The sequence below is a fragment of the Micromonospora sp. NPDC048839 genome, assembly GCF_040649915.1.
Lineage (GTDB): Bacteria > Actinomycetota > Actinomycetes > Mycobacteriales > Micromonosporaceae > Micromonospora.
On sequence record NZ_JBEZGL010000001.1, the window covers coordinates 562,103 to 587,095 of the forward strand.

Below are 24,993 nucleotides of genomic sequence, written 5' to 3' on the forward strand. Positions count from 1 at the left end.
CTCAAGCGACGTGCAGTGGACTGCACCCCGGTCCCGACCGGGGAGAAGTTGAGGGTCGAACGGGGTGAAGCTGAGGGTCGACCGGGGTGAAGCCCACTGCACACGAACCGGCCTTAACCTTCTTGAACCGATGGGGGGATCTCTGAGGGTCAACAGCAGAAGATCAACCCCCAACCCACACCTACCCATCGGCGAAGAGAAGGGGCCCCGGAGGGGCCACATGAGGTAGCCTGGCAACCATGATCGACGTCAACGACCCAGCCCAGGTGAAGCGCCAGTTCGCTTCCATGTTGATCGCAGCCGAGCTGGTCACGCCGTCGCAGCTCGACGGCCAGGACGGCGCCAGCATCGGCAAGTTCGCCGCCAACGCCCGCCGGCTGCGGCAGGGCGAGATCACCGTTGAGGAGTTCGAGGCCATCGTGGGCGAGGACAGCTAACGCCCCGTTACCAGCCCTTCGCCGATGGGCCCAGATGAGCCGGCGAACCAGTCGTGAGCAGCGCCGTTCCCAGTCGGGGGCGGCGCTTCTTCGTGCCCTCGTCGACCTTGGAACCGTGGCAAGATCCCAGGCGCTAAGACAGGGCGGTCCCTAAAAAATCGCGCGAGGGGTCATACCCCCACCCCTTCGGAATGTCAACGGGCCGAGCGGTTGATGTGTGAGCGCGTGCGGTCTGGTGGGATCGCGCGTCGCGCGTCTTCCTGACTACGGATCAGGGCAGGGCATGGCACACCCACCCCCCACCTGCACACACGCCAGCTAGCCCACCTGAGAGCCACGCTGCGGGCTGAACGTGCCGCACCCATGGGTAAGTGTGGGTCTGCCTGGAGGGGCGCTGAGATTGGCTCAAAAAAGGTTGGCCGAGAGGGCGTCGCATCGACGAAGTCCTAATAGCTGGCCTGACCTGCGGAAATGTCCGCCGCCAGGGGAGCTGCCAGCGCCACCCAACCGGCCGCACGGGGTGCCGATCATGCCTCTGACCTGCGGAAACATCCCGATTAGACAGTGGGTAAGTGTAGGTGTAGTGTTCTCCTTGTTCGGCCGGCACGACGGGCCGGACGGGGTTACAGCAGGGCCTGACAACTGGAGATGCAAGGCGCGGGATCGGTCGACAGACCGGCCAACCCGCCCGACGCGAGCGTTAGAACGGTCCGGCCGCAGCGCACGCAAGGGCATTAGGGCTGGCCAACCGGCTACCGAAACCGCAAGTTGCACACTTCGAGCGGATGCCCTACAGTTACCCACAGCACGGCAAGCCCCGACGGGGCGGGCGTCCTGGATAGGAGCCCATCCCATGGTGTGCGGTTGTTCGTTGATGGAACTCAATAGCGACATTAGGCAACAAGGCGCGAGCCATGCCTACGCAGCAAGTCTGCACATGCCTCCCGGTAGCACGGGGGGTGCGGGCCGAGCGTGGGAGCCGCGAGCGCCGCTCTACCTGGCCTATCCCTATCCACTCGTGGGTAAGTGTAGGTTCGTCCTGTCCACTGCAAGGTGGCTCCCGGTTCGCGGCCGGGCAGGGCGCTGTGCCTGACCAGACTCGCTGGTCGGCATGGGTAAGTGGAGGTAGTTGTGCCTGAGATGACTCACGACCAGCGTCTGCGTCTCACCGCCGGGACCAACATCCGGGCGACCGCCGATCGCATCGTGACCACCTGGAATCGGGCGACTGACACCAACAAGGAGGCTGGCGCTCGCTGGTACTCCGAGGGTGAGCAGTTCATCGACAACCTGGCCGCCCAGACTGGTCGGTCGCGTGAGTTGGTGGCTGCCGTAGTTGCACACCTGTCCCCTCGCACGACGTGGAAGCGGAACCTGTTCGGGGCGACCATGCTCCTGACTACGGGTGAGGCTCCGACGTGCATGAGTAACAACGTCGACCGGGCTCGCCGCGCGATGGATGCGGACCGCCCGCTTGACACCCTGAACGGCCCGAAGACTCGGCGGTTCGCCGCCAACCTGCTGGGTGACCGTGAGTCCGTCACGGTCGACATGTGGGCGGTGCGTGTGGCCCTGGGCCAGCGTGACGACTCCGAGCAGTTGCTTGCTCGGGTCGGTGTCTACGACGCGTTGGAGCACGCCTACCGGACCGCCGCCCGCCGCATCGGGGTGGACCCGGTAACCGCCCAGGCCACCACCTGGATTGTCGCCCGCAATGGGCGCGCTGCCTGACCTACGTGGGTAAGTGTAGGTAGGGCAACCTGCAACCGGCTCGGCCGGCGGGGGTTCGTGACCCCATGCAGGTGCTCCCCGTACCAATAGATGGGAGAACGTGCATGAATGTCGACGAGGCAATGACCGCGCTGGTCGAGGCCGAGCGCGCGGGTGCCGGCGAGACCCTGTGCGGCAAGCTGCCGCCCCGCATCCTGCGGGAGCTGTGCGACCTGATGTACCTGCCCACCACGGGCAACCGCCAGACCCTGACCCGTCGGGTGATGGCTGAGGTCCGCGCATGACCGCCCCGGTGTCGAAGGCATGGGCGCAGTGGCACACGCCCGTCACGAAGTGGGACCTGCTGCCCGAGAACGTGCGGGAAGCGCTGGACGCCCAGCCGCTCGGAATCAACTGCTCGGGATGTTCCGAGCCCCTGCCGACTGAGGGTGCTTTCGCTCGGCACTTCGTCCTCTACGACCGCCAGTACCTGAACCTCGGCTACTGCCCAGTCAAGGGGCGTAACCCCAACGCCATGCCCTGATCCACCAGCCTGCGGCCCGGTCCGGCCGGTGTGGGTTCACGACCCACCGCAGGCACTCCCCTGTACGCCATCGAAAGGAATCACCATGCGTGGAATCGCCAAGGCCCTGCTCTCCGACGACCGTGCCGCGCTGGACCGCGCGGTTAACCGCGAGGTGCTGCGGGCGGCTGTGGCCCGGCAGATGTTCTGCGACCAGACCGGGAAGCTCCTCGACGTCAGCGACGCCGTGCTGGTCACCGTGACCCACAAGAGCGGCCGGGGTGCCCGCCTGCTCTCCGGTGCCGCCTTCGACGAGATCAAGGAGCACCTGACCAATCGGTCGGTCGTGCTCGGTGCCGAGCTGGAGATCATCGACGGCCGCGACTCCTGATCCGCCCGCCTGCGCGCCGGTTCGGCCGGTGAGGGTTCGTGACCCGGCGCAGGCACTTCCCTGATCCATCCATCCAAGGAGATGACCATGCGTATCAAGACGGCCGACGCCGGCAAGTTCATCGCCAACCTCTGCCCGTTCACTGCCGGCAACCTGCGGGGTGACGGCGTGGGAGTCCTGTCCGCACCGCCCGCCACGGGTGCCCTGCCGGCTGAGTTGGCCGCCGGCCTGCGTGACGCACAGATGAGGCTCACGCAGGACTACCTGGCCGGCAGCGGTGCCCGCGACGCGGTACCGGACGCGCCCGCCTACATCGTGAGCAGCTACGGCACCCCGATCGCGTGGGTCACCCACGCCCGCAAGGTCGTGATCCCGGACGTGACCTACTCGTCGACCACCACCCGTCACCAGCGGGTGGTGCGCGAGGCGCTGGCCGCCCGGCCCTGATCCGCCCGCCTGCGCGCCCGGTCTGCCGGGCGTGGGTTCACGACCCGGCGCAGGCACTCCCCGCAATCCGACCAAGGAGACAGCCATGCCAGTCGACACGCCGGCCCAGGCCCGGCAGGCGATGACCGTTCGTAACGGGTTCACCTGGGGCGCACTGTCCGGCCGTGGGATCTACGTCCTGACCCCCGTCATCAGCACGGGCCAACTGCCGACTGAGTACGCCAACCGCCTGCGTGCGTTGCAGCGGGAGCGCGAGGCCGCCTACCTGGCCGGCAAGGGGCGGGACGCGATCCCGGACGCCCCGGCCTACGTGGTGACCAGCTACGGCACCCCGATCGCGTGGGTGACCGTGGCCGGCGAGGTGGTCATCCCGCCGGTCACCTACAACCCGACCATCAGCCGCCACCAGGCGCTGGCGCGTCTCGCCCTGGTCGTCGAGTCCTGACGCATCGCCTGCACGCCGGATAGCCGGCGAGGGTTCGTGACCCGGTGCAGGCACTCCCCAGCAAGAGGAGAGCCCGATGACCACCAGGGACATGTTCGGCCACCTGACCGTCTCCATCACGCGAGAGCAGTTGGAGAGCTGGGCCGGGCGGACGTTGACCGACGACGAGGTTTACCGACTGGACGACTGCGTACCGGACTCTTCGATCCCTGATGCGATCGACGCCATCGTCTCCGAGCGCATGCCAACTCCGGACGAGGACGAGGACGACGACGAGGGCGAGCAGGCCGAGAGCACGCCTGCCTGACCCACCACCTGCACGCCGGTCAAGCCGGCGAGGGTTCGTGACCCGGTGCAGGCGCTTCCCCAGCAAGCCAGCCACGGACTCGACGTAAGTCGATGCCGCGGTGACCCCTGCCTATCGAGAGGTAGCAACATGACCGCACCAGACAGCAAGCTGGCGACGATTCGCGCTCTGCTGGCCAAGGCTGAGTCGAGCCAGTTCCCGGCAGAGGCCGAGGCGCTGACCGCCAAGGCGACCGAGCTGATCGGCCGGTACGGCGTTGACCGCGCCATGCTTGCCGCCTGCGACCCCACCATCGACGTGCCCGCCGACAAGGTGGTGATCGTCGAGGGTTCGTACGCGATCGACAAGCGTGACCTGCTTAGCTGCGTCGCCCAGGCGCTCGGCGTCAGGGTGGTGTTCCCGTCGCGTGGCAGGACCCGGAGCCGGCACCCGGTCCACCTGTTCGGCTACGCCTCGGATCTGGAGCGGGTCGACATGCTCTTTACCTCGCTGCTGGTGCAGTCCGCCAACGCGCTGGCCAAGGCCGAGATCCCCTGGTGGGAGAAGGCAATCACGTTCCGCAAGGCGTGGCTGGCCGGCTTCCGGCAGACCATCTCGTATCGCCTCCAAGCGGCCGAGGCGCGAGCCAAGCAGGAGGGGGCCGAGGAGCGGGCCGGCACGGCGGGTCCGTCCGTCGCCCTGGTGCTCGCCGACCGGGCCACCGTGGTCAAGACCCGGATGGAGCGGGCGTACCCGAAGCTCGGCAAGGAGAAGCATCGGCCGGTCGCGTCCGGCGATGGCTACACCAGCGGGCGCGCGGCCGGCGAGCGTGCCGACCTCGGCGGGACTCGCATCGATCGCCAGCGGCAAGCGCTCGCCCACTGATCCGCAGCCTGCACGCCGGTCAAGCCGGCGAGGGTTCGTGACCCGGTGCAGGCACTTCCCCAACCACACCGAACAAGGAGCGACCCGTGCCGCACCAGCTCGACTTGCCGACCGTCGACAACGGCGGGATCTACTTCGCCGCCGCGAAGCGGTACCGCACCGACTTCGTCCTGGCCGTGACCGACTACGACGGCAAGTCAGCCGAGGTCGGCCTGACCGAGGACGAACTGATCGCGCTGATCCACAGCGCGGCCACGCTGCTGGCCGAGGCTCGGCAGTGACGCTCGCCAGCGCCATCCTCGCGGCCCTGCTGACCCTGGTGCCGGGCGTGGTGAACGCCCACCCCGAGATCCTGCCGCCGTGCGCCACCGAGGACAGCGCCGGCCCCTGCTACTGGGACGCCACGACACGCGGCACCGGGTCCGGCAAGGGCCACGGCCAGCCGTTCTGGGTCGACGCCGCCCAGCGAATCCACTACCTGCCCACCAACTGAGGAGAGATCCATGCCTGCTACTGAAATCCGCGGTGACCGTGTCGAGCTGGTCGCCTGGCACGACGGGGTGCACGTCTACTCGGCCGGCGACGAGCGGGCGCTGGCGCAGCGCGCTACCGCGCTGGCCAACTGGGGCGAGGACGTGGGCATGGTGCTCACCCCCGACCACTGGGACCGCGCCGCCCTGATGCTGCCCGCCGGGATGCAGATCCACGACCACCGCGACGCCTGATCAACAGCCTGCGGCCCGACGTGGGCGGCGAGGGTTCATGACCCACCGCAGGCGCTCCCCATCCCTACCGACTGGAGGAACCATGACCCCCACCACCCTGTGCCGGCGCCCATCCGTCAACCGCACGAACCGCACGGACTTCCTGTACGACATGCTTCTGCTCGCGCTGAACCACGGCGGGCAGGGCTTCTTCACCGTCGCGGCGAAGCACGTCGATGACGAGAACCCATCCCGGACGTGGGTCGACATCGTGGAGGAGCGGACCGGCGCGAAGCACCGGGTGACGCTCTACCGGATGCGCCGGGCCATGGCGAGCATCCGCCGCGCTGGCTACGGCCCTGGAATGGGGCAGCCGCGAACCTGGGTGCCCATGGTCGACAAGAAGACCGGCCGGCGGCTGTACCTGAGCTGGACCGAGCAGTACCGCCTGGCCGACGCCGACCGGATGCTGAGCGTTCGGACCCTGGGGGTGGACGACGCGCTCTGCGTGTTGCAGGTGGCCGTGTTCGGCCAGAAGGTCTACGTCTGATCCGACCCCTTGATCTTGCCCTGATGGGTAAGTGTAGGCTTGCGGGTGAGGGGCGAGCGTTGCTCGCCAGCGGGTGTTCCGCTATCAGGGCGGCTGGGTTCATGACCCGACACTCCGCACCACAAGTTCCCCACGTAAGAGAGTGAGACACGTCAGTGCGTTGCGAGGTTGAGAACAGCAAGGGCGAGCAGTGCGACCGGGACGCTCTGGCGTCCTGGGGGATCTGCAAGACCCACCTGTACCGGCTGGACCGGTACAACGACGTCCAGGCCGACCGGCCGATCCGGCAGTACACGATGCGGGTGCCGCGCAGCTACCCCCGCTATCCGGGCGACGACGAGGCCGAGCGCTTCTGGTCCCGCGTGGTCAAGACCAGCAACCACTGGTGGTGGACCGGGTCGCTGACCGGCCCGCAGGGCGTGCCGCAGGCGATGTGGGGCGGGTACACCCGCACCGCCGCCCAGATCATCTGGGAGCTGGCGCACGGCCCGATCGAGCCCAACACGATCATCCGCCACACCTCCGACTGCGGCGAGTCCGACTGCGTGCGGCTGTCGCACCTGACCGACCAGCCGGCGCGAGTGGAGGTGCCCGCGTGACCCGTCCCCTGGTGGGCGTGCTCGGACGGAAGCGGGCCGGGAAGACCACCTTCGCTGACCGCTTCGTCGAGCGACACGGCTACGTGTCCTATGCCTTCGGCGACCCCGTCAAGACCGCTCTGCTGGCCCTGGACCCGATCATCGGTTACGAGGAGCGGTTCGAGGAGTTGGACCCGAGGAACCACTGGTACGAGCCGGTGCGACTCTCTGAGGTGGTCAACCAGCTCGGCTGGGAGAAGGCCAAGGAGTTGCCCGAGGTGCGGGCGCTGCTCCAGCGGTTCGCCACCGAGTCGATCCGGGCCTTGGACGAGGACTTCTGGGTGCGCCTGGTGATGAGCGACGTGGACAGCGACATCAGGCCCGTCGTAATCGGCGACGTGCGCTTCCACAACGAGGCTGAGGCGATCCGGCGGGCCGGCGGCCTGCTGGTGCGAGTCACCCGCCCAGGGCTGCCCCCGGACCCGCACATCAGCGAGAACGGGCTGATCGACCGGGCCACCGACTACGAGATCCACAACGATGCGGGTCTCGACTTCCTGACCAGCCAGACCGACTGGCTGGCGGGACTGATCAACCGGAGGTACGGCAAGTGAGAGACCGCAGCTTCAACACCCTGGTGTACGGCGGCCTGGCGCTGTCTGTCGTTGCCGTCGCGGCGCTGACCGCGTGTGCGGCCGATGAGGCGTGCGCCGCCGGCCCGAGCAACCCCCGCCCGCCGGCTCCCGCGTACCGGGCTCCGGCGCCCGCCTACAAGCCGCCGGCTGCGCCCAAGGCTCCCGTGACGGGACCGAAGGTGCAGAGCGTGCCCAAGGCTCCCGTGAGCAAGCCGACGGTCTACAAGACCACGTACGACAGTCACGGCTACCCGATCATCATCCCCGTGGTCGTGGATGACGACGCGTTCGAGAGTGACGACTGCGACTAAACCGCAAGTTGCACACCGCACGGTCGGTGGGTAAGTTAAGGGAAGACAGCAAGGGCAACGAGAGGGGCACCAACCAGTGAGCAGCACTACCACCCAGACCCGGACCGTCCAGATCGACACCAAGGAGGGCCTGATCGCCCTGCCGGTCGGCGCGAAGGTCAAGGACCGCGACGGTGACCGCTACCGCCGCACCGAGTCCGGCTTCATCACCGGTCACGGTAGCGACGGCATCCCGTTCTCCTTCGGTGAGCTGGCGGTCTACCTGCCCTGCACGCTGGAGAACCCGGAGATCCTGTCGTCGGAGCTGAAGACCGGCGACCCGGTCACGGTCAGCGCCGACATGTTCGCGCCGTACATCAAGCGGGGCGACAAGGGCACGGTCAGCCGGGTGGTCGGCCCGCACCTGTACGTCTCGTTCCCTGACGGCCTGGTCCTCCCCTTCCTGCCCAACGAGCTGCGCAAGCCGCTCGCGGCCGGCGACCGCATCCCCAGCTCGTCCGAGCTGCGGACCCTGCCTGACGGCACCGTGGTGGTCAGCGACCGGGGCGAGGTCCGCAAGCGGATTCAGGGCCGATGGTTCCGGCCGGGCTCCACCGCTCAGTGCGACCTGGGCACCGGCATGATGGCCTCCCGTGGCGAGCTGCGAATCGCCCACGTCGCTTACTGACATGGGTAAGTGTGGGTGGGGCTGGCCGGTTCGCCTGCCCCACCCCTGGCGGGGGAGGGGGGCGCAGCGTTGCGGCTGACACCGCGCAAGGAAGAGATCCAGGTCGTCAAGGACATCTTGGAGAGCGACGAGTACGCCAACGCCGACCAGATGGCCAAGGCCCTGATCAAGGCGGTGGCCGACGCGCTGTGGATGCGCGACTGGTACGGCGTCGGGACGAAGTTCCGCGAGGACGACCCGTTCTGGCTGCCGTACGGCCCGTTCGCCTCCGAGAGCGAAGCACTCCAGACCGTCAACAAGTACGGCTCCGGCGTGGTCGCCAGGACCACGAAGCTCTACAGCCCCGGCCGCCTCGTCGCCTTCCACGAAGGCAAGGACTGGCCTGGCTACTGCCGGACCTGCAAGCACGACGCCACCTGGCACATGCAAGACGGCAGCTCTCGCGGCAAGTGCGTGAGCTGCCCCGCCTGCAAGAAGTTCAAGAAGTGACGGGGAGAGACAGTGAGCACCAAGACGCCAGACCACACGTTCTGCCCGACCTGCGGGCTGCACGGATTCTTCGACGAGCGCGACGCTGACCGGGCCCTGGGCCAGGCCCGCACCCGGCGCAACCGGACGGCCGACAAGCAGGGCTCGCGGCGCGGCATGACCCGCGAGAACCGCACCTTCACCTGCGGCGAGGGTCTGATCCACCTGACCTCGCAGAGCCGGCGCAGCTTCGTCGCCATGGGGGTGACGGCATGAGCTGCCCCACCTGCCGCAACCAGCGGGTGGCCCTCGGCCACGACGAGCACTCCGTCCGCATCGCCGTCCGCCGCGCGCTGAAGTCCGAAACGGCGGCCAACGTAGCCGCGGTGAGGTCCGCTCAGGAATCGCTCGCCCGGACCCGCCGGGACATCAAGGCGCACGCCGCCGAGCACGAGCTGGTGGCCGCGTGACCGAGCTGCGGCAGGCGCTGGGAGCCGTTGAACGCGCCGTCAACGAGGAGAACCGCAAGGGCGGTGAAGCCCGCCAGATCGTCGTGGGCGTGGCCCGCCTGGTCGACATCGACCTGACCCGCGATCCGGCCGAGGGCAACGTCTGGTCCCTCTCGAACATGAGCAGGGTCCTCACCGGGGTCCACGGCCTGGCGCGACGAGTCAGGGAGCTGGAGGGCCGACAGGTCGTCGACTTCGCCGCGATCACGGCCCAGATCGACGAGCTGGAGACCCAGATGCAGGAGCTGGAGAGCGACCAGTTCGCCGGCTACCGGCAGAAGGTCCAAGACCTGTCCCGCCGCCAGGCCGGGCTTCAAGAGGCGTTGGCCATCCTGTTCCAGCAGAGCAAGGAGTCCAGTAAGTGAGCACCGAACCGGCCTTCAGGCCGGACCCGACCCCGACCAGGCGAGCTTGGCGTGACCCCGCCGAGGACGACATGGACTTCTGGGGCCTGACCCTTGAGCAGCGCATCCACCACCTGAAGCGCCTCGTCAGCTACGGCATGTGGCGCGTCGAGCAGCGCATGAAGCGGGCGGCCCGGTGACCTGGAGCCAGCTCTACTTCGCCGCCGGGGCCGCGTTCCTCATCGCTGACCACCCCGTCACCGCCGCGTTCCTCCTCCTCTGTTCCATCTTCGCCAGCTACAAGGAGACCCCCCGTTGATGTTGCTCGGAACCGCAGTCATGCTCACCGGCATCTGTACGGACACCACGCCACTGACGATCACCGGCCTTGTCTGGATGGGCATCGCCCTCGGCATGTGGCTCAGCAAGCCGGCGGTGCGCCGATGAGCAAGAAGACCGAGGAGCCGGTGACCCTGCCTCCGCTGACCGACATCCTGGTGGTGGGCTTCCTGCGCGAGGCCCAGGAGTATCCGGCCTTCGGGCAGCGGCACGTCTTCTCGGTGCTCAGCCAGAACGCCCTGTACGGCCGGCGCTTCCGGCGGGCCTACTTCACCACCGAGGCGGCCAACCACCCGCGCTGGCCGCACTTCCAGTCCCTGCTCCTGGCGTTCGCTGCCCGGTCCGGGCCTGGCGCCGAGGTGAAGCACATCAGCTACTACGACCAGGACCAGGCGGCCGATGCCGCCGCTTACGCCGGAGCGGGTGGGTAAGTTGCGGGAACTCGCTCGACGCGCGTTGGGACAGCTCGCGCTGTTCGCCGCGTACCTGGTCCTGGCGGTCGGGGCCATCGCACTGTCCGGCTTCGCGGTCCTCTGGATGACCGCTCACGGGTACGCCTGAAGGGGGTGAGCCACAGCATGACCAGCGCCCTGATGGAGGACACGTTCGACGCCCAGGTGGACGCAGAGATCGATGCCTGGGTGGCCGCCCACCTGGCAACCTCGCCCGAGTGGGACGAGGAGCGGTGGGCGGCACTCGGGGAACTTCTCGGCGTCGAGTTCAGGCCCAAATCGGCTTGAGCCGGTGGGGGTCCGGCGTCTTGGACCCCTTCTGGCCCGGCTGCACCTGGATCGCGGTGAACACATCGAACAGGATCTTCCGGCGCTGGGCGAGGTCGTATTCGCCAGTGCGCCACTTGCGGATGATGTCGGCCGGTTCTTCGGAGCCGGCCGCATTTTCCGTCTCCCACCGGGCGCGTTCCGCGCGCAGGTTCTTCACGTCGGCCTGGAGGCTGGGGGAGAGGCGGTAGAACTGCTCGTCGCCGACCTCGCCCGCCATCCACCGCCTCTCCAGGCCGGCAAGCCGATCGGCCAGGGTCTTCAGTGTCTCCTCCTGGGGCCAGACCAGCTCGGGCTTGCGGTAGGTGACCTGCATCTTGCTGAGCTTGGCCAGTAACAGGCGCGTGACCTGGCGGTCCACCATCGGCCCGGAGATGTTGTTCCGGCTGCAACTGCCGCACCCGTAGGTGTACGGACTCCGCTTCGACTTCGTCGGGCTGCCGGTGATCGAGCCGTTGCAGATGCGGATCTCGCCGTCGCGCTCGACCTTGTTCATGCAGCGCAGCAGTTGCGAGGCCAGGTACTTCACCGTCTTCGGCTTGCCCGTGACCCGTGGGGCCAGGGGCCCTCGGTGCAGGTAGGTGCTGCCTGGCTTGAAGGTGGCGCAGACCGCCTCCCACTCCGCCGGCTCGCAGACCTTCTCCCACTGGCCGACGATCGGTGCGCCGTGTTCGTCCACCGCGAGCACGCCGCGATTGCCCCGGTAGCCGCACAAGCGAGGTGCGGTAATCATCTGGGTCAGCGAGGTGGGGGTGATCTCCGCGCCCTTGCTGCCCTTCAACCCGCGCGCCTTCGCCTCCGCGCACAGCGTCGGCATCGCCTTGCCCTTGATCCGCTCGCAGATGGCCCAGTACAGGAAGTCGGACTCGACCTTGCGCAGGGTCATCTTGTCCTCCTCCCAGCCGAACGGCCTCGGGCCGCTGTGCGGCAGCCCGTCGAGGATGAGGTCCTGGTGCCAGTCGCGGATGCGCCGCTTCTTCTTCATCGACTCGGCCTTGTTCAAGACCGCCATGATTCCCGACTTGATGACGTCGCCCTCGTCGGTGAGGTCCATCGATCCCGATGGCGTCCAGAGCAGTCGGCCGGGCTGGGCGTTAAGGGCATCAACGAACCGCTCCCAGGCCGAGCCGGTCCGCTGAACCCGGTCCTGGTCGGTGCAGATGATCCCGTCCAGCCGGTAGCCGGCGGCGGTCCTGCCCTGGCGCAGGGCACGCAACATCGCCTCGAAGTCCGGGCGGATCACGTCGTCCGACGACGCCTTGAGGTCGTTGTCGGTCCAGCGGTGCACGATGATCAGGCCGTGCCGGCCGGCGTTCGTGCCGTTCCGTCGATGCTGGTTCGCCACGCCCTTGCCGGCCTTCCAGTGGGACGCCTTGGCCTTCTTCGAGTTGTTCTTGCGCCAGTCATCCGAGATGCGCGAGTAGGCCCCGACGAAGATCGCGCTCGGGTAGAGGGCCAGTAGCTCGGCGTACGTCGGCAGCCCTGGTGGGGTGCCCCGCAGCTCAAGGTCGTTCGGTCCCGACTCCTCGGGTAGCGACGTGCTCACTTCAACTCCTCCTGTGGCAGGATCGGCCACATGAACCGACTGGCAAGCTCCCAGTCGCCGTATCTCCTCCAGCACGCCACCAACCCTGTGGATTGGTGGCCATGGGGAGAGGAGGCGATGACAGAGGCTAAGAGGCGGGACGTTCCCCTACTGATTTCAGTTGGGTATTCGTCCTGCCACTTATGCTTCTGATACTGTACTGGTGTCATGTGATGGCGCACGAGTCGTTCGAGAACGAGCAGGTAGCGGCCCTGTTGAACGACAACTTCGTGTCGATCAAGGTGGACCGCGAGGAGCGCCCGGACGTGGACGCGGTCTACATGACCGCGACCCAGGCGATGACCGGCCAGGGCGGTTGGCCGATGACCGTCTTCGCCGCCCCGGACGGCACCCCGTTCTTCTGCGGCACCTACTTCCCGCGTACGAACTTCATGCAGTTGCTCCAGTCGGTCAGCACCGCCTGGCGGGAGCAGCGCGAGGCGGTGGTGCGCCAGGGCGCCGCGGTGGTCGAGGCCATCGGTGGCGCACAGGCGGTGGGTGGCCCCACCGCCCCGCTGGACGCGCCGCTGCTCGACGCCGCGGCCGGCAGGCTGGCCAGCGAGTACGACGCGACGAACGGCGGCTTCGGCGGCGCCCCGAAGTTCCCACCGCACATGAACCTGCTCTTCCTGCTGCGCCACCACCAGCGCACCGGCGACCCGCGCAGCCTGGAGATGACCCGGCACACCGCCGAGGCGATGGCCCGCGGTGGCATCTACGACCAGCTCGCCGGCGGCTTCGCCCGCTACTCGGTGGACGAGCACTGGACGGTGCCGCACTTCGAGAAGATGCTCTACGACAACGCGCTGCTGCTGCGGGTCTACACCCAGCTGTGGCGGCTCACCGGTGACCCGCTGGCCCGCCGGGTGGCCCGGGACACCGCCCGCTTCCTCGCCGACGAGCTGCACCGGCCGGGGGAGGGCTTCCTGTCCGCGCTGGACGCCGACACCGAGGGCGTCGAGGGGCTCACCTACGCCTGGACACCCGCGCAGCTCGTCGAGGCGCTGGGCGAGGAGGACGGCCGGTTCGCCGCCGACCTGTTCACGGTGACCGACGAGGGCACCTTCGCCCCTCATTCCGCCTCCGCGCCGCAAGGCGGCACTCCGGACGGAAAGAAGGGCGTCGAGCACGGCATGAGCGTGCTCAGGCTCGCCCGGGACGTCGACGACGCCGCACCCGAGGTGCGGTCCCGCTGGCAGCAGGTGGTCGGGCGGCTCCTCAGCGCCCGGGACACCCGCCCGCAGCCGGCCCGCGACGACAAGGTGGTGGCCGCCTGGAACGGTCTGGCGATCACCGCCATCGTCGAGTTCCTCCAGGTGGCCGCGTTGTACGCGTCCCCGCAGGACGAGGACGCCAACCTGATGGACGGCGTGACGATCGTCGCCGACGGCGCGATGCGCGACGCCGCCGAACACCTGGCCACCGTGCACCTGGTGGACGGCCGCCTGCGCCGGGTCTCCCGGGACGGCAAGGTCGGCGAGCCGGCCGGTGTCCTGGAGGACTACGGCTGTGTGGCGGAGGCCTTCTGCGCGCTGCACCAGCTCACCGGCGAGGGACGCTGGCTCACGCTGGCCGGCGAGCTGCTGGACACGGCGCTGGCGCGCTTCGCCGCGCCCGGTGGCGCCTTCTACGACACCGCGGACGACGCGGAACGGCTGGTCGCCCGGCCCGCTGACCCGACCGACAACGCCACCCCGTCCGGACGCTCGGCGTTGGTCGCCGGGCTGGTCGCGTACTCGGCGCTGAGCGGGGAGCCGCGCTACCGGGAGGCCGCCGAGGCGGCGCTCGCCACCGTCGCGCCGATCGTCGGGCAGCACCCCCGGTTCACCGGGTACGCGGCCACGGTCGGTGAGGCGTTGCTCTCCGGGCCGTACGAGATCGCCGTGGTGACCGACGACCCGGCGGGTGATCTCCTGGTGGCCGCGGCCCACCGGCACGCCCCGCCCGGGGCGGTGGTCGTCGCCGGGCAACCGGACCAGCCCGGGGTGCCGCTGCTCGCGGACCGTCCGCTTGTCGACGGGCGGTCCGCCGCGTACGTCTGCCGGGGGTTCGTCTGCCAACGGCCGGTCACCTCCGTCGAGGAGTTGGTCGCCGAGCTCGGCTGAGCGCACCGTAGTTGCCCACGCCGCACGCCGGGCGGCCGCCGCAGCGCTTCCGGGGCGGGTCGCCGGCCCACCGGGTGGGCGTGCCGAGGCCCCGGATAGGCTGGCCGCGCTATGGATTCCCGTACCGGTCTGCCTGTTGTCGGCATGGTGGGTGGCGGCCAGTTGGCCCGGATGACCCACCAGGCCGCGATCGCCCTCGGCCAGTCACTGCGTGTGCTCGCGACCGCCCCCGACGACGGCGCGGCGCTGGTCGCCGCCGACGTCCAGTACGGCGACCACACCGACCTGGTCGCCCTGCGCACCTTCGCCAAGGGCTGTGATGTGGTCACCTTCGACCACGAGCACGTGCCCTCCGAGCACATCCGCACGCTGACGGCGGAAGGGATGACCCTCTATCCGCCGGCGGACGCGCTGCTGCACGCCCAGGACAAGCAGGTCATGCGGCAACGCCTGACCGAGCTGGGCGCGCCCAACCCGGTGTGGCGGCCGGTCGGCGAGCCCGCCGACCTCGTCGGTTTCGGCGAGCAGGTCGGCTGGCCGGTGGTGCTGAAGGCGGCGCGCGGTGGCTACGACGGCCGGGGCGTGTGGATGGTCGACGACGCCACCCAGGCCACCGAACTGGCCGCGACGCTGCTCGCCGGCGGCACCCGGCTGATCGTCGAGGAGCGGGTGCCGTTGCGCCGGGAGCTGGCCGTGCAGGTCGCCCGGTCGCCGTTCGGTCAGGTGGCCGCGTACCCGGTGGTGGAGACGGTGCAGCGGGACGGCATCAACGTGGAGGTGTTGGCCCCGGCACCCGGCCTGGACGAGGAGCTGGCGGTCTCCGCCCAGCAACTCGCCATCGACCTGGCCACCGCGCTCGGGGTGATCGGCCTGCTGGCCGTGGAGCTGTTCGAGGTGCGCGACGACGCCGGCCGCCCCGCGATCGTGGTCAACGAGCTGGCGATGCGCCCGCACAACTCCGGGCACTGGACCATCGAGGGTTCCCGGACCTCGCAGTTCGAGCAGCACCTGCGGGCGGTGCTGGACTACCCGATGGGCGACACCTCGCTGACCGCGCCGGTGGTGGTGATGGCGAACGTGCTCGGTGGAGAGCCGGGCGGCATGTCGATCGACGAGCGGCTGCACCACCTCTTCGCCGCCGAGCCCGGCGCCAAGGTGCACCTCTACGGCAAGCAGGTGCGACCGGGCCGCAAGGTCGGGCACGTCACGGTGCTCGGCGACGACCTGGACGACGTACGGGCGCGGGCCGCGCGGGCCGCCCGCTGGCTGCGCGAGGGGCACGAGTGAGCCCTTCGGTCGAGAAGGAGACCTCGGTGAGCACGGTCGGCTTGATCATGGGTAGCGACTCGGACTGGCCGACCATGCGCGCCGCCGCCGAGGTGTTGGACGACTTCGGCGTGGCGTACGAGGTGCGGGTCATCTCGGCGCACCGCACTCCGGTGACGATGATCGAGTACGGCCGGGACGCCGCCGACCGGGGCCTCAAGGTGATCATCGCCGGGGCTGGTGGTGCCGCCGCCCTGCCGGGCATGGTCGCCTCGGTGACGCCGCTGCCGGTGATCGGTGTGCCGGTGCCGCTGAAGCACCTCGACGGCATGGACTCGCTGCTGTCCATCGTGCAGATGCCGGCCGGGATCCCGGTCGCCACCGTGTCGATCGGCAACGCCCGCAATGCGGGCCTGCTCGCCGTACGGATCCTCGGCGCCCACGACGAGGCCCTGCGCGCCAAGATGACGACCTACCAGCAGGACCTGGAAAAACTGGTGGCAGACAAGGAGTCAGCCCTCCAGGCAACCCTGCGGTAAGTCCTGACTCAGAACGGGGCTGGGGTTGCGGCGAGGGACACCGGCCATCCGCTGTGGCTGCCCGCCAGGTCGATGTGCTGGTGAGCGGTATGACTCAGAGGTATGAATATGACTCTGAGGTATAGCGCTCATCACCGCAATCGCCCCGAACGGAGGTGACCGGCGGTAACCGCCGGCCGCCGGCTGCACCCACCCGGACCACTCACCGCCTCCACTCACCCACGCCGCAGGGACCCTCCGATTCATCTCATGCCGCGCAGGGCGGTCTGGAGGCGTTCCTGGGCGCGGCGGCGGCGCTCATTGCTCGCGCCGAGCACGAGCAGCAGGATGCCCACCGGGATGAGCGCCAGCCACGGGCCGAGGCTCACCAGCGCGTGGATCGCGGCGATCGCGGTGACCGACGCGCCGACGATCACCGGTGCCTGCTGCCGGCTGGACGAGCCGAAGATCAACACCGCGACCGCGCCGAGGAGCAGCAGCATCTGCCGTACCGTGCTGGACTCGGTGGCCAGCACGATGGCCAGCGTCGGCACGAAGGCGGCGACCAGCGCCGGCCCGTACGCCACCCAACTGCTCAGGTCCGGTCGGTGGCGCAGCTCCAGGACCCCGACGAGCAGGGCCAGCGCGGCGAACGGCAGCGTGTACGCCTCGGGCAGCGCCACGTCGGCGACCCGCATCAGGATCCACCACGCGGTGATCTCGCAGATCACCACGGCCCAGAACAGGATCCGGCGTTCCACCGGCCGGCGGCCGGGCCGGGTCGCCGCCACGCCGAGGACCGCACCCCAGGCGGCCAGCAGGGCGGCGATGTGTCGGGGCGAGTCGAAGGCGAGGGCCAACGCGATGAGCGCGGCAGCATAACCGGTCCACTCCACGGTGGACGCCTCCCGCTGTGCCTCGGGACGGCGCAGCCGGGGCAGGGTCGCGGCGAGCACCTGCAGGACCGCCCCGACCGCGAGCACCCCGAACGCGGACCAGACCGCGGCCAGCCCGGCGACCAGGCCGGCGGTGAGGACGAAGAGCTGCGCCATGAGTGAGGCGAAGAGCCATCCGAGGATGCGCGCTCGCTGGGTGGTGCCGAACACCGCCCCGACCGCCCCCACCGCGACAGCGCTGCCGAGGGTGAACAGGGTCAACTGCCGGTCGGCCAGACTGCCGGCGAGTCCGGCGCTGCCGCCGGCCAGCCCGATGACGAACACCAGCACCCGGGCCAGCCGCAGCGAGCGGGCCCGCTCGGCCAGCGGCGGCGGTGGGGTCAGCGCGAGACCGAGCATCGCGATGGTGAAGACGGAGAGCGCGGCGACCGTGCTGGCGGGCCAGCCCCGACCCAACGCGATGGGTGCGATCAGCAGGGTGACGGCTGCCCCGGGCAGCACCACCGGCACGGCCCGGGACCGCCGCCCGCCGCTGAACCCGGTGGCGGCCAGCGCGGCGGTCGCGGTGAGCAGCAGCGCCGTCAACACGTGCGTCGGGTTGACCACGTCCGGCGGCGGGGTGAGCAGATCCGGCGACGGACCCTGCCAGATCCGGGTCAGGGTGCGGTGGGGCTCGACCAGTGCGGTGACCAGCGCCGGCGCGATCGAGGCGAGAGCCAGGGCGGTCGGCAGGGCCGCCGCGGCCAGTGCACCCGCGGCCGGGTTGACCCGCCACCGGCGTCGTTCCGGGTCGTCCGGCAGTCGCCGCAGCGCGCCGTCGAGCCGTACCGCCCAGCGCCGGACCGGCTGGGCGGAGCCGGTGGGCGGCACAGTGGCCGCTCGGATCAACTCGGCCAGCACGCCGAGCAGCGCGGCGGCGGCCGCGTAGACGCCCGCGGGAAGGCCGGTGGGGATGGCGGCGAGGGCGCTGATGCTGGCCCCGCCGACCACCGCGACGCTGACCCAGGGCAGATATTGCGGCACCTGACGGCGGACCGCGGCCACGGCGGCGAGGCCGAGGCTGGACGCCGCCAGCGCGGCGGTCAGCACCACCTGCGCCGAGTTCTCGAATTCGGCGGCCAGTGCCGCCACCGCGCCAGGGAGGGCCAGCAGAGCGGCACCGATCGCCGCGCCACCGATCTGCACCAGGTGCGGCGGCATCCCCTCGGTGTCGATGTCGGCCACCTGTGGGCCGGCCAGGACGCGTGCCAACGTCGCCACCACCACGCCGATCAGCGCGATGCTGCCCAGGGCCAGTGCCGTCGTCCAGGGCTGGACCAGGCCGGCTCCGGCGGCGTGCAGCGCGACCACTCCGGCCACGGTCGCCCGGGACAGCCCGGCGCGCGCCTCCTCGGAGGCCGCCGCGGCCATCCCGTAGACGGTGGCGACAACTGCGCCGACCAGGACCGGCGACCACCAGGCCAGATCGAACGCGGCCGGCGCGCCGATCGTGGCGAGCACCACGGCCGCGCCGGACACGTCCCACCGCCAGGGCGGGGGGAGCAGGATGCCGGCGGCGAGGGCCAGCAGCACCAACGCGACAGGTGCCTGCCAGGTGGCCCCGCCGACGGGCGCGGCCGGCCAGCTACTCAGGTCGCCCTGCCAGATCGGGCCGGGGGTGGCCAGCACGCCGACCCCACCACGAATCGCCGACCAGCCGGCGAGTACGCCGATGAGGAGACCGCCAGCGGCGAGGCCGAGGATCGGTCCGCGCCGCCACTCCTCCGGCATCGTGCGTGCTCCCACGGCGACCACCAGGACCAGTGCGGCGGCCATCGCCAACTGCCCGCCGGGGGCGAGTACCGCCCCGATCCGTACCAGCGTGGCGATCAGGGCGGTGGTGACCGCCGCGGCGGCCAGGTCCGAGCCGTCGAGGGTGAGGTCGGCGCGACGGCCGGCGTCGATGGATGGGGCCAGGAACAGCAGTACCGCGGCGACCAGCAGCAGCGCGCCCACCCAGGCGTCGGCGACGGTCGCGCCGGGCGCTCCGAACGCGGCGGCGGTGACCAGCAACGCGCCCAGCCCGGTGCCGACCGACAGCGGCGCGGGGATGCGGCGCTGGGAGACCTGCACGACGGCGGCGTAGCCGAGGGTCACGCAGACCGCCAGGAAGCTGGCCGCCAGCACCGGTACGGTCACCTCGCGGAGGCTGGCCGGGGTGGGGGTCGGGTCGGTGGGCACGGTGGCGGCCACGAACGCGGCCACCGCCCCGGGCAGGGCGAACGCCGCGCCTCCGGCGGCCCAGGCGGTGACCGTGTCGGAGGCGGCCGAGGCGATCCGGATCCGGGGTGCCAGCGCGACAAGCGTGCCGGCGGTGAAGAGGGTGAGCAGGACCGCTGCGGTGAGTGCGGGGCGCGACAGGCTGGCACCGGCGCCGAGCAGGCCCACCACGGCCGCTCCGATGGCGTGCGCCGCCGCCGCTCGGTCGGTGCGGGCGGAGAGCCCGATGACCCCGATGCCGATCGCGGTGATCACCATCGGCCAGGGTGCCGCGGCCCAACCGAGACCGAGCGAGGCCGGTACGGCGAGCGCGGTCAGCGCCGCGCCGGCGACCGCGAACTCCCGGCGGATCTCCGCCGGCAGGGCCAACACCGCCGCGATGGTGAGCAGGAGGGCGGCACCGGCGAGCTGCCAGGTGGTCGGCCCGACCGCGGCGGTCAGCGCGGCCGGATACCGGTCGAGGTCGGCGTCCCAGGCGGGCAGTGCCGCCCGGACCGGCGCCAACCCGGCGCGTAGCGCGCCACCGGCGACCACCAGCCCGCTGACGGTCAGCGCCACCGCCGAGGCGAGCTGCGGGCCGCGTCGGGCCGCCTCGGGGACCGCGCGCACGGCCAGCCCGGTCACCGTGATGACCGCCGCGATCAGCAGCAGCGCCCGGCCCGGGACGGCCACCGAGGCGATGCGACTCAGCGCGCCGATCACGGCAAGCGTGACGATGCCCGCCGCCACGTCGGGCAGTGGCGCGCGACGCAGCACCAGCGCGCCGGCAAGCCCGATCGTGGCGGCCAGCAGCAGCACCACCCCGGCGCCGGTCGCGGTAGGCACGGTCTGCGCCCGGAGCAGGGCGGTGACCGCGTACGCCAGGGCGACCGCGACCGCCACCGCGTGCAGCACCCAGGTCAGCTCGCCCAGCCCGGGGACCGGGCGGCTCGGCCGGGTGTCGGTCGAACCCGCGCTGGCGTCGATCAGCTCGGCGGCCTCCTCCGCGTCGCCTTCCGGCCGGGTCTCGGCGCCGCGCTGGCGGGGCGCCGACGTGGTGTCCGACGGTGGCAGGTCCTGCCGGGCGGGGCGTTCCAGGGCCACGCCGGAGCGGGCCAGCCACAGGTCGACGAGGGCGACCAGGGCCAGCACCAGCGCCCAGCCACCCGGTCCGGTGATCTGGTCGTAGGCCAACAGCGGCAGCACCGGCTGCGCGGCGAGCACGGTGGCGAAGCGGGGTGCGCGCAGACCGGTCCAGCCGGCGTACCCGAAGGCGACCGCGGCGGTGACCGCGAAGAGCACCCCGGCGAAGACCGTGCCGGAGGCGCCGCCGGCGCCGATCCGGTCCACGGCCCAGAGGGCGTTGCCGGCGAGCGGCACCAACAGCAGGCCGACCGCGGCGATGGTCTCGGCGGTGGAGGTGAGCCCACGCCGGGCCAGCACCGGTGGGGCGAGCAGCATCAGCACCGTGGCCAGGAGCAGGATGCCGAGCCGGGCCAGCGCGTCCATCGAGCTGGTGGCGACGGCGGCGAAGACCACCGCGGCCACCGCGAGCAGCAACGCGCCCAGCCCGAGGGGGATGTTCTGCACTTCGCGCGACGAGGCTTCCGGGGGGTGCGCCGGGTCGTCCGCGTCCAGCCAGCTCGGCCGCGGTGAAGGCGGCGGCGGGTCCTCGGGGGCGGACGTGCTGCCCTGGCGGGGGACCCGGGGCGGCACCGATGCGCCGGCGGCCGATGGGCGCCGGCCGGGGCGGCGGCGGAGCACGCGGCGCGGCCGGGTGGCCTGCTTGAGTCGCTCCTCACCGGCGTGGGCGAGGATGTCCCGCTGGAAGAGCGCGGCCTGCATCTTCGCGGCGATCTGCCGCTGTTCGCTGGCGATGGCGGCGTCGCGCCGCTTCATCTCCGCGATCGAACGCTCGATGTCCGCCAGGTGCTCGACCCACTGCGGCTGGTCAGCCCCGCAGTGTGGGCAGTGGACGGCCGGTTTGATCTCCCGGCCGCACGAGGAGCATTGAAAGTTCGCCACGACACCCCTCCACCCGCACTGTGGACTCCCACTGTCGCAGCATGCCCAAAGCTGGCCCGGATTTCGACTCTTGTCGGCGGGTCCGGGGCAAACAACGACACCGGCCGGCCACCGATACGTTCGATGGCCGGCCGGTGGGGTGCTCCGATCAGGGGCGGCCCATGCCCCGGTACTCCCAGCCGGCCTGGGTCCAGAGCGCCGAGTCGAGGCAGTTGCGACCGTCGACCACCTTGCGACCGTTGACCAGCTCGCCGAGGGCGACCGGGTCGGCGTTGCGGAAGTCGGCCCACTCGGTGAGGACGCAGACCAGGTCCGCGCCGGTGACCGCCTCGTTGATGCCGCTCTCGTAGATCAGCTCGGGCACCGCGCGGCGGGCGTTCTCGCTGCCCTGCGGGTCGTACACGTGCACCTCGGCGCCGGCCTTGTGCAACAGCGCGGCGACGGCGAGCGCCGGGGCGTCGCGGACGTCGTCGGTGTTGGGCTTGAAGGTCGCACCGAGCACGGCGATCCGGGTGCCGGAGAAGTCCGGGCCGGCCGGACCGGGGCGGCGGCCGAGCAGATCCGAGGCGAGTTGCAGCACCCGGGTACGCCGGCGCAGGTTGATCAGGTCGACCTCGTGCAGGAAGCGCAACGCCTCGCCGGCGCCCAGCTCCTGGGCACGGGCCTGGAAGGCCCGGATGTCCTTGGGCAGGCAGGCGCCGCCGAAGCCGAGGCCGGCCTGGAGGAACCGGTTGCCGATCCGGGGGTCGTAGCCGATCGCGCGGGCGAGTTGGGTGACGTCGCCACCGGAGGCCTCGCAGACCTCGGCCATCGCGTTGATGAAGGAGATCTTGGTGGCCAGGAAGGCGTTCGCGGCGACCTTGACCAGTTCGGCGGTGGCGAAGTCGGTGACCACCAGGGGCACCTCGCGGTCCTCGGTGGCGGCCAGGTCGAACACGCCCTTGTGCGCGGCGTAGAGCATGCCGTTGGCCCACTCGCTCTTCACGCCGACCACGATCCGGTTGGGGCGCAGGACGTCGTCGACGGCGAAGCCCTCCTGGAGGAACTCGGGGCTCCAGGCCACCTCGACGCCCAGGTCGCCGGGGGTGTGCTTGCCGACCAACTGCTCCACCCACTCGGCGGTGCCGACCGGCACGGTGGACTTGCCGACGATCAGCGCCTTGCGGGTGAGGTGCTGCGCGAGGCTGGTGACCGACGCCTCGACGTACGACAGGTCGGCGCCCATCCCGTCGGCCCGCTGCGGGGTGCCGACGCAGATGAAGTGCACGTCACCGAAGTCGGCGGTCTCGGCGATGTCGGTGCTGAACCGGAGGCGGCCGGCGGCGAGGTTGCGCCGCAGCAGCTCATCCAGGCCGGGCTCGTGGATCGGCACCTGACCCGCGTTCAGCATCGCGATCTTGTCAGCGTCGACGTCGAATCCGAGCACGTCGTAGCCCAGTTCGGCATAGCAGATGGCGTACGTCGCACCGAGGTAGCCGGTCCCCAGGAACGTCACCCGCGGTCGAGGCGCGCCCGAGGGCGGTGTCACCGCGGCGATGGCGGGGGTCGGCTGGATGGTGGGGTAGGGGATCGTCACGCCTGTCTTCTCCGCTCGCACTGGCGGCGCGTCGTCGCGTCGCATTCTGCTGCGGCGCCTGGCGGGGCACCGGAGGGGTGGCTCACTGTTGTTCTCCATCATTGTCCAGCGGCGTGGGTGCCCCCTCATGCCCATACCTACGCGCCGGTAACATCACCTGAACTGCAGTAGCTAGTCTTCAGTCTGCGCGGTCGGCGGTCAGGAGTCGTCACAGACTGCGCATGATAGCGGTGAAGGGAAGGGACCCAACATGGCCGCAGGCGAGTCGTTCGACGTCTACCGGTTGCCCGAGGAGCACCAGGCGATCCGGGACGCGGTCCGCGAGGTCTGCACGGCGAAGGTGGCCCCGCACGCCGCCGAGGCCGACGAGACCTCGGAGTTCCCCAAGGCGTCCTACGACGCACTGCGGGCAGCCGACTTCCACGCCCCGCACATCCCCGAGGAGTACGGCGGCGCGGGCGCGGACGCTCTGGCCACCGCCATCGTGATCGAGGAGGTGGCCCGCGCCTGCGCGTCGTCCTCGCTCATCCCAGCGGTGAACAAACTCGGCACGATGCCGCTGTTGTTGTCCGGTTCCGAGGACCTCAAGCGCCGCTACCTGACGCCCGTCGCGGCCGGGGACGCGATGTTCTCGTACTGCCTCTCCGAGCCGGAGGCGGGCAGCGACGCCGCGTCGATGACGACCCGGGCCGTCCGTGACGGGGATCACTGGGTGCTCAACGGCGTGAAGCGGTGGATCACCAACGCGGGTGTCTCCGAGTACTACACCGTCTTCGCCGTCACCGACCCGGCTGCCCGATCCCGGGGCATCTCGGCCTTCGTGGTGGAGAAGTCCGACCCCGGTGTGAGCTTCGGCGCACCGGAGAAGAAGCTCGGCATCAAGGGCTCGCCCACCCGCGAGGTCTATCTCGACAACGTGCGGATCCCCGCCGACCGGATGATCGGCGCGGAGGGCACCGGCTTCGCCACCGCGATGAAGACCCTCGACCACACCCGGGTCACCATCGCCGCGCAGGCCGTCGGGATCGCGCAGGGCGCGCTCGACTACGCCAAGGGGTACGTGGCCGAGCGCCGACAGTTCGGCAAGGCGATCGCCGAGTTCCAGGGCATCCAGTTCATGCTCGCCGACATGGGCATGAAGCTGGAGGCGGCCCGGCAGCTCACCTACGCGGCTGCCGGCAAGTCCGAGCGTGGCGACGCCGATCTGACCTACTTCGGCGCGGCGGCCAAGTGCTTCGCCTCGGACGCCGCCATGGAGATCACCACGGACGCGGTGCAGCTGCTCGGCGGTTACGGCTACACGCGGGACTACCCGGTCGAGCGGATGATGCGCGACGCCAAGATCACCCAGATCTACGAGGGTACGAACCAGGTGCAGCGGATCGTGATGGCCCGGCAGCTCCTGAAGGACTGATTCGGGGCTGTTCTAGCAGCTCAGACCAGGTGTGGACGGGCTAATAGGCTCGGGCACGTAAGGTTGCCGAGCAATCGCTCGTGGGACATATTTGATCATCCCAGAACGCTTTCGGTTGGCGTTCCGGGGAAACCTGGGCGAGCTCATCGCTAGATCGAAACGTAGCGCAAGGCGTCGGTCGGCTGGGTGGGGCCTGGCGGTTTGCTGTGGTAGGCGGCACAGGTCGTTGGCGTGTGCGTGGCGAGTAGTAGGGGACCGCCGTGGCTCGCCTGCGGGCAGCGTCGATCGGCGTCCGACCCCGGTCTGCTTCGAGCGGGCGGGGTCGCCGGGTGGGCGACGCTGGCCCGATCCGCCCGATCCGC

Annotated in this window: 33 protein-coding genes and 1 pseudogene; 31 read left to right on the forward strand and 3 right to left on the reverse strand. The window is 70.4% G+C overall.

Going from position 1 to position 24,993, the window contains the following annotated elements; all coding sequences use genetic code 11:
• Nucleotides 1–239 precede the first annotated feature (239 nt).
• From AB0C25_RS02815 to AB0C25_RS02945, 27 genes are all read left to right on the forward strand, one after another.
• On the forward strand, nt 240–437 hold the full coding sequence (locus AB0C25_RS02815) for a hypothetical protein (RefSeq protein ID WP_357368844.1): 198 nt from the start codon (nt 240–242) through the stop codon (nt 435–437).
• Between the two features lie 1,131 nt (nt 438–1,568).
• Nucleotides 1,569–2,168, forward strand: coding sequence for a hypothetical protein (locus tag AB0C25_RS02820; RefSeq protein WP_357368846.1), 600 nt, complete (start codon nt 1,569–1,571; stop codon nt 2,166–2,168).
• 104 nt (nt 2,169–2,272) lie between these two features.
• Nucleotides 2,273–2,452: a hypothetical protein gene (locus AB0C25_RS02825; RefSeq protein ID WP_357368848.1), complete on the forward strand. Its 180-nt coding sequence runs from the start codon at nt 2,273–2,275 to the stop codon at nt 2,450–2,452.
• Nucleotides 2,449–2,691 (forward strand): hypothetical protein, encoded by a 243-nt coding sequence (locus AB0C25_RS02830; protein ID WP_357368850.1) that lies wholly within the window; start codon nt 2,449–2,451, stop codon nt 2,689–2,691. The genes AB0C25_RS02825 and AB0C25_RS02830 overlap by 4 nt, the downstream gene beginning before the upstream one ends.
• 85 nt (nt 2,692–2,776) lie before the next feature.
• Complete coding sequence (locus AB0C25_RS02835) at nt 2,777–3,061, forward strand: hypothetical protein (RefSeq protein ID WP_357368852.1); 285 nt, start codon at nt 2,777–2,779, stop codon at nt 3,059–3,061.
• An 87-nt stretch (nt 3,062–3,148) separates the two neighbouring features.
• Nucleotides 3,149–3,508, forward strand: coding sequence for a hypothetical protein (locus AB0C25_RS02840; RefSeq protein WP_357368854.1), 360 nt, complete (start codon nt 3,149–3,151; stop codon nt 3,506–3,508).
• 85 nt (nt 3,509–3,593) lie between these two features.
• Nucleotides 3,594–3,953, forward strand: coding sequence for a hypothetical protein (locus AB0C25_RS02845; RefSeq protein WP_357368856.1), 360 nt, complete (start codon nt 3,594–3,596; stop codon nt 3,951–3,953).
• A 76-nt stretch (nt 3,954–4,029) separates the two neighbouring features.
• Nucleotides 4,030–4,260: a hypothetical protein gene (locus AB0C25_RS02850; protein WP_357368858.1), complete on the forward strand. Its 231-nt coding sequence runs from the start codon at nt 4,030–4,032 to the stop codon at nt 4,258–4,260.
• Between the two features lie 129 nt (nt 4,261–4,389).
• Nucleotides 4,390–5,124: a DUF2786 domain-containing protein gene (locus tag AB0C25_RS02855; RefSeq protein WP_357368860.1), complete on the forward strand. Its 735-nt coding sequence runs from the start codon at nt 4,390–4,392 to the stop codon at nt 5,122–5,124.
• Nucleotides 5,125–5,210: 86 nt separating this feature from the next.
• On the forward strand, nt 5,211–5,405 hold the full coding sequence (locus AB0C25_RS02860) for a hypothetical protein (protein WP_357368862.1): 195 nt from the start codon (nt 5,211–5,213) through the stop codon (nt 5,403–5,405).
• A complete protein-coding gene (locus tag AB0C25_RS02865; RefSeq protein ID WP_357368864.1) occupies nt 5,402–5,617 on the forward strand; it encodes a hypothetical protein in 216 nt (71 codons plus the stop codon). The genes AB0C25_RS02860 and AB0C25_RS02865 overlap by 4 nt, the downstream gene beginning before the upstream one ends.
• A 10-nt stretch (nt 5,618–5,627) precedes the next feature.
• Nucleotides 5,628–5,849, forward strand: a complete 222-nt coding sequence (locus tag AB0C25_RS02870; RefSeq protein ID WP_357368866.1) for a hypothetical protein — start codon at nt 5,628–5,630, stop codon at nt 5,847–5,849.
• Between the two features lie 82 nt (nt 5,850–5,931).
• Nucleotides 5,932–6,378 (forward strand): hypothetical protein, encoded by a 447-nt coding sequence (locus AB0C25_RS02875; protein WP_357368868.1) that lies wholly within the window; start codon nt 5,932–5,934, stop codon nt 6,376–6,378.
• A 155-nt stretch (nt 6,379–6,533) separates the two neighbouring features.
• Nucleotides 6,534–6,977, forward strand: coding sequence for a hypothetical protein (locus tag AB0C25_RS02880; RefSeq protein WP_357368870.1), 444 nt, complete (start codon nt 6,534–6,536; stop codon nt 6,975–6,977).
• Nucleotides 6,974–7,570 (forward strand): hypothetical protein, encoded by a 597-nt coding sequence (locus AB0C25_RS02885; RefSeq protein WP_357368872.1) that lies wholly within the window; start codon nt 6,974–6,976, stop codon nt 7,568–7,570. Before AB0C25_RS02880 ends, AB0C25_RS02885 begins: the two co-directional genes overlap by 4 nt.
• Nucleotides 7,567–7,902 (forward strand): hypothetical protein, encoded by a 336-nt coding sequence (locus AB0C25_RS02890; protein WP_357368874.1) that lies wholly within the window; start codon nt 7,567–7,569, stop codon nt 7,900–7,902. Before AB0C25_RS02885 ends, AB0C25_RS02890 begins: the two co-directional genes overlap by 4 nt.
• 76 nt (nt 7,903–7,978) lie before the next feature.
• A complete protein-coding gene (locus AB0C25_RS02895) occupies nt 7,979–8,569 on the forward strand; it encodes a hypothetical protein (protein WP_357368876.1) in 591 nt (196 codons plus the stop codon).
• Nucleotides 8,570–8,638: 69 nt separating this feature from the next.
• The gene (locus AB0C25_RS02900; RefSeq protein WP_357368878.1) at nt 8,639–9,058 is read left to right on the forward strand and encodes a hypothetical protein; all 420 of its coding nucleotides are present in this window, start codon (nt 8,639–8,641) and stop codon (nt 9,056–9,058) included.
• 12 nt (nt 9,059–9,070) lie between these two features.
• Nucleotides 9,071–9,313 (forward strand): hypothetical protein, encoded by a 243-nt coding sequence (locus AB0C25_RS02905; protein ID WP_357368880.1) that lies wholly within the window; start codon nt 9,071–9,073, stop codon nt 9,311–9,313.
• Complete coding sequence (locus AB0C25_RS02910; RefSeq protein ID WP_357368882.1) at nt 9,310–9,507, forward strand: hypothetical protein; 198 nt, start codon at nt 9,310–9,312, stop codon at nt 9,505–9,507. Before AB0C25_RS02905 ends, AB0C25_RS02910 begins: the two co-directional genes overlap by 4 nt.
• Nucleotides 9,504–9,911 carry a hypothetical protein gene (locus tag AB0C25_RS02915; RefSeq protein WP_357368884.1) on the forward strand — a complete coding sequence of 136 codons (408 nt, stop codon included), beginning with the start codon at nt 9,504–9,506 and terminating at the stop codon, nt 9,909–9,911. The genes AB0C25_RS02910 and AB0C25_RS02915 overlap by 4 nt, the downstream gene beginning before the upstream one ends.
• Entirely contained in the window at nt 9,908–10,090 is a 183-nt protein-coding gene (locus AB0C25_RS02920; RefSeq protein ID WP_357368886.1) for a hypothetical protein, read from the forward strand. The genes AB0C25_RS02915 and AB0C25_RS02920 overlap by 4 nt, the downstream gene beginning before the upstream one ends.
• On the forward strand, nt 10,087–10,209 hold the full coding sequence (locus tag AB0C25_RS02925) for a hypothetical protein (RefSeq protein WP_357368888.1): 123 nt from the start codon (nt 10,087–10,089) through the stop codon (nt 10,207–10,209). The genes AB0C25_RS02920 and AB0C25_RS02925 overlap by 4 nt, the downstream gene beginning before the upstream one ends.
• A complete protein-coding gene (locus AB0C25_RS02930) occupies nt 10,209–10,337 on the forward strand; it encodes a hypothetical protein (RefSeq protein WP_357368890.1) in 129 nt (42 codons plus the stop codon). The genes AB0C25_RS02925 and AB0C25_RS02930 overlap by 1 nt, the downstream gene beginning before the upstream one ends.
• On the forward strand, nt 10,334–10,660 hold the full coding sequence (locus tag AB0C25_RS02935) for a hypothetical protein (protein WP_357368892.1): 327 nt from the start codon (nt 10,334–10,336) through the stop codon (nt 10,658–10,660). The genes AB0C25_RS02930 and AB0C25_RS02935 overlap by 4 nt, the downstream gene beginning before the upstream one ends.
• On the forward strand, nt 10,653–10,790 hold the full coding sequence (locus tag AB0C25_RS02940; protein ID WP_357368894.1) for a hypothetical protein: 138 nt from the start codon (nt 10,653–10,655) through the stop codon (nt 10,788–10,790). The genes AB0C25_RS02935 and AB0C25_RS02940 overlap by 8 nt, the downstream gene beginning before the upstream one ends.
• Before the next feature lie 17 nt (nt 10,791–10,807).
• Nucleotides 10,808–10,969, forward strand: a complete 162-nt coding sequence (locus AB0C25_RS02945; protein ID WP_357368896.1) for a hypothetical protein — start codon at nt 10,808–10,810, stop codon at nt 10,967–10,969.
• Here AB0C25_RS02945 and AB0C25_RS02950 read toward each other — a convergent pair.
• Nucleotides 10,950–12,554, reverse strand: coding sequence for a recombinase family protein (locus AB0C25_RS02950; RefSeq protein ID WP_357368898.1), 1,605 nt, complete (start codon nt 12,552–12,554; stop codon nt 10,950–10,952). The genes AB0C25_RS02945 and AB0C25_RS02950 overlap by 20 nt on opposite strands.
• 30 nt (nt 12,555–12,584) lie before the next feature.
• Here AB0C25_RS02950 and AB0C25_RS02955 point away from each other — a divergent pair.
• From AB0C25_RS02955 to purE, 3 genes and pseudogenes are all read left to right on the forward strand, one after another.
• Nucleotides 12,585–14,698, forward strand: a pseudogene (locus AB0C25_RS02955) (thioredoxin domain-containing protein).
• A gap of 111 nt (nt 14,699–14,809) precedes the next feature.
• A complete protein-coding gene (locus tag AB0C25_RS02960) occupies nt 14,810–15,985 on the forward strand; it encodes a 5-(carboxyamino)imidazole ribonucleotide synthase (RefSeq protein WP_357368900.1) in 1,176 nt (391 codons plus the stop codon).
• A 26-nt stretch (nt 15,986–16,011) separates the two neighbouring features.
• A complete protein-coding gene (gene purE, locus AB0C25_RS02965; RefSeq protein ID WP_357368902.1) occupies nt 16,012–16,503 on the forward strand; it encodes a 5-(carboxyamino)imidazole ribonucleotide mutase in 492 nt (163 codons plus the stop codon).
• A gap of 242 nt (nt 16,504–16,745) precedes the next feature.
• Here purE and AB0C25_RS02970 read toward each other — a convergent pair whose 3' ends face one another.
• Both AB0C25_RS02970 and AB0C25_RS02975 read right to left on the reverse strand, forming a co-directional pair.
• Complete coding sequence (locus tag AB0C25_RS02970; protein ID WP_357368904.1) at nt 16,746–21,641, reverse strand: permease; 4,896 nt, start codon at nt 21,639–21,641, stop codon at nt 16,746–16,748.
• A gap of 148 nt (nt 21,642–21,789) precedes the next feature.
• Nucleotides 21,790–23,217 carry a UDP-glucose/GDP-mannose dehydrogenase family protein gene (locus tag AB0C25_RS02975; protein WP_357368906.1) on the reverse strand — a complete coding sequence of 476 codons (1,428 nt, stop codon included), beginning with the start codon at nt 23,215–23,217 and terminating at the stop codon, nt 21,790–21,792.
• A 250-nt stretch (nt 23,218–23,467) separates the two neighbouring features.
• On the opposite strand from AB0C25_RS02975, the gene AB0C25_RS02980 reads away from it, so the two are divergent.
• Nucleotides 23,468–24,631, forward strand: a complete 1,164-nt coding sequence (locus AB0C25_RS02980) for an acyl-CoA dehydrogenase family protein (RefSeq protein ID WP_357368908.1) — start codon at nt 23,468–23,470, stop codon at nt 24,629–24,631.
• Nucleotides 24,632–24,993 lie beyond the last annotated feature (362 nt).

Excerpts from the sequence above, each read along its gene's own strand:
- AB0C25_RS02945 (WP_357368896.1), top strand. The coding sequence starts at position 10,808 with ATGACCAGCGCCCTGATGGAGGACACGTTCGACGCCCAGGTGGACGCA.
- AB0C25_RS02815 (WP_357368844.1), top strand. The coding sequence starts at position 240 with ATGATCGACGTCAACGACCCAGCCCAGGTGAAGCGCCAGTTCGCTTCC.
- AB0C25_RS02935 (WP_357368892.1), top strand. The coding sequence starts at position 10,334 with ATGAGCAAGAAGACCGAGGAGCCGGTGACCCTGCCTCCGCTGACCGAC.
- AB0C25_RS02845 (WP_357368856.1), top strand. The coding sequence starts at position 3,594 with ATGCCAGTCGACACGCCGGCCCAGGCCCGGCAGGCGATGACCGTTCGT.
- AB0C25_RS02980 (WP_357368908.1), top strand. The coding sequence starts at position 23,468 with ATGGCCGCAGGCGAGTCGTTCGACGTCTACCGGTTGCCCGAGGAGCAC.
- AB0C25_RS02835 (WP_357368852.1), top strand. The coding sequence starts at position 2,777 with ATGCGTGGAATCGCCAAGGCCCTGCTCTCCGACGACCGTGCCGCGCTG.
- AB0C25_RS02855 (WP_357368860.1), top strand. The coding sequence starts at position 4,390 with ATGACCGCACCAGACAGCAAGCTGGCGACGATTCGCGCTCTGCTGGCC.
- AB0C25_RS02870 (WP_357368866.1), top strand. The coding sequence starts at position 5,628 with ATGCCTGCTACTGAAATCCGCGGTGACCGTGTCGAGCTGGTCGCCTGG.
- AB0C25_RS02960 (WP_357368900.1), top strand. The coding sequence starts at position 14,810 with ATGGATTCCCGTACCGGTCTGCCTGTTGTCGGCATGGTGGGTGGCGGC.
- AB0C25_RS02910 (WP_357368882.1), top strand. The coding sequence starts at position 9,310 with ATGAGCTGCCCCACCTGCCGCAACCAGCGGGTGGCCCTCGGCCACGAC.
- AB0C25_RS02825 (WP_357368848.1), top strand. The coding sequence starts at position 2,273 with ATGAATGTCGACGAGGCAATGACCGCGCTGGTCGAGGCCGAGCGCGCG.
- AB0C25_RS02875 (WP_357368868.1), top strand. The coding sequence starts at position 5,932 with ATGACCCCCACCACCCTGTGCCGGCGCCCATCCGTCAACCGCACGAAC.
- AB0C25_RS02930 (WP_357368890.1), top strand. The coding sequence starts at position 10,209 with ATGTTGCTCGGAACCGCAGTCATGCTCACCGGCATCTGTACGGACACC.
- AB0C25_RS02850 (WP_357368858.1), top strand. The coding sequence starts at position 4,030 with ATGACCACCAGGGACATGTTCGGCCACCTGACCGTCTCCATCACGCGA.
- AB0C25_RS02840 (WP_357368854.1), top strand. The coding sequence starts at position 3,149 with ATGCGTATCAAGACGGCCGACGCCGGCAAGTTCATCGCCAACCTCTGC.
- AB0C25_RS02830 (WP_357368850.1), top strand. The coding sequence starts at position 2,449 with ATGACCGCCCCGGTGTCGAAGGCATGGGCGCAGTGGCACACGCCCGTC.